General features: G+C 60.5%; 1 protein-coding gene and 1 pseudogene. Both read right to left on the minus strand.

The annotated features are described in order from the left end of the window. Positions 1-711: transposase (locus R3X27_RS25405; protein WP_317711706.1), on the minus strand; the 711-nt coding region annotated here is incomplete at its 3' end. Positions 712-1,200: 489 nt separating this feature from the next. Next, positions 1,201-1,990, minus strand: a pseudogene (locus R3X27_RS25410) (IS5 family transposase); the annotation flags it as partial. Between the last annotated feature and the right edge of the window lie 62 nt (positions 1,991-2,052).

Here is a 2,052-nt window from a genome sequence, read left to right on the forward strand (position 1 = left end):
GGCTGCCTGATGCGCCCAGGTTTTGCGTGATCTGCACGGAGCGTTCGCGAACGTGACGAGTTTGCGAGCGACAGCGGTGATGATGACCTTGTGCGGTTTTCCTGCGGCTCGGAGGCGATCCGCGAATGCTTTCAGGACCGGATTGTGATGAGCGGCAACGAGCGCGGCCTGGAACATCACATGGCGCAGCAATCGCCGTCCTCCGCCGATGGCACGTTTGCCGCGCAGCGTCCCGCTGTCATGAGCTATTGGCGCGAGGCCGACTAGGGCGGCTGCCTGCTCAGCGGTGATCTGACCGAGCTCGGGCATTTCGGCGATCAGCATTGTGCTGGCCACCGGGCCGATTCCCGGAATGGATCGCAAGATAGCTGCGGTTTCGGCCAGGGTGGCATCGCTCGCGATGGTTTGCTCAATCCGTTTTTCCAGTTCGCTGATCTGGCGGTCGAGCAAGTCCTTAATCTCGTGGTCCATGTCCGCGAACAAGCACGCTGTTCCGAGCTTGCCCTGTGCTGCCCCCTGTGCCACGAGCCGCTTTCGTGTCTCAACGAGTTGCCCGCGCTTGGAAGTCAATGCTCTGAGAAGGCGTAGCTTTTCATGCGGAAGGCAACGCCCCGCCTCAGGGCGAAACGCCATGAAGCGGGCCATCAGTTCGGCGTCAATCCGATCCGTCTTTGCCCGCGTGCCACGGCTGGCAGCGAACGCGTTCGCCATTGTGCTCGGACCAATGGCGCATCAATGGCTCACTTTGTGCGGGCGGCCGTTGCCGAGCGAGGATGCCGGCGTCGCCCAGGCTCACCCAGAGACGTCACTCCTGACCACCTGTGGATTATTCGAAGCAGACCAGAGCCGCTCGATCCTGAGCGAGCTTCGCAAGCTTCCCGTGACCGACCGACCTATTCGGAAGTCGAAGCCGATGGCCATCGGGTAGGCAATGGATATCCAGCCAGTCCTGCGAGACATCTATGCCGGCAATCGCCGGATGCAGTATGCTTCTCATGCTCTCTTCCTTCTGCTCCGCGGTCCTGATCGGCCGCATTCAACTGTTCGAGACGATGAAGAGAGACGGTGCTGGCTCGCTAACAAACGTGGTCGATGCCACAAGGCTCAGACGCCAAACATCGTCCCGCCACCGGCCTTGGCCAAGGCCGGTGGCGGGGAAAGAGTAGCAAGGACGAGATACAGAAGGCTCTGGACCCATGGCCAATAGATCACGATAGCAGCGAGGGCGATGGCTGAGAGGAAGACCTTCGGGCAGCGGTCGTACAGGGTTGCCCCACGTCGCCGGTCTTTGAGCCTGCCGAACATGATCTCGATACGGCTGCGTCGCTTGTATCGACGCTTATCGTATTTCACGGGCGTCTTGCGTTGCTTTCGGCCCGGGACACAGGGCATTATCCCTTTGTCTTTCAACGCGTCTCTGAACCAGTCCGCGTCATAGCCGCGGTCGCCGAGAAGCCAATCGACATCCGGCAGGCTGCTCAACAATGCCCGTGCGCCGATGTAGCCGCTGACCCGTTGCCCGGCAGGCGATACTTCGCATCGCTGAGAGGGGTACCAGCAGTGACGACCAAGTTGAGTGGTCGGCCCCGGCTGAAGCAGATGGCGTCCAGATTGGTATTCATTCCGCCTTTGGTGCGGCCGGTCAGGCGTCCGCGACCCCCTTTTTCACCCCCAGACTGGAGGCTGTGCGATGTGCCTTGAGATAGGTCGCGCCGATCATGACGGTCTTCTGTTCGCCGTACTCGGCAGCCAGACCCGTCTTCATCCGGACGAACACGCCCGTGTCGCTCCGACGTTTCCAGCGGTTGTAGAGCGTCTTGTGCAGACCGTGTGCATTCGGCGCGTCCCGCCACCTTAAACCATTGCGATTGATGAAGATAACTCCACTCAACACACGCCCGTCATCGACCCGTGGTTTGCCGTGTGACTTCGAGAAGAAGGGCTCAAGACGCGCCATCCGGGCATCTGTCAGCCAGAAAAGATCAGACATGTTCACCGCTCGGTTTTCGAACCGTGGGTCACGCAGTCCGTCGGAAATCAATGGGTCCTGAC

It is taken from the genome of Tropicimonas sp. TH_r6 (assembly GCF_033101155.1).
Taxonomy (GTDB): Bacteria; Pseudomonadota; Alphaproteobacteria; order Rhodobacterales; family Rhodobacteraceae; genus Tropicimonas.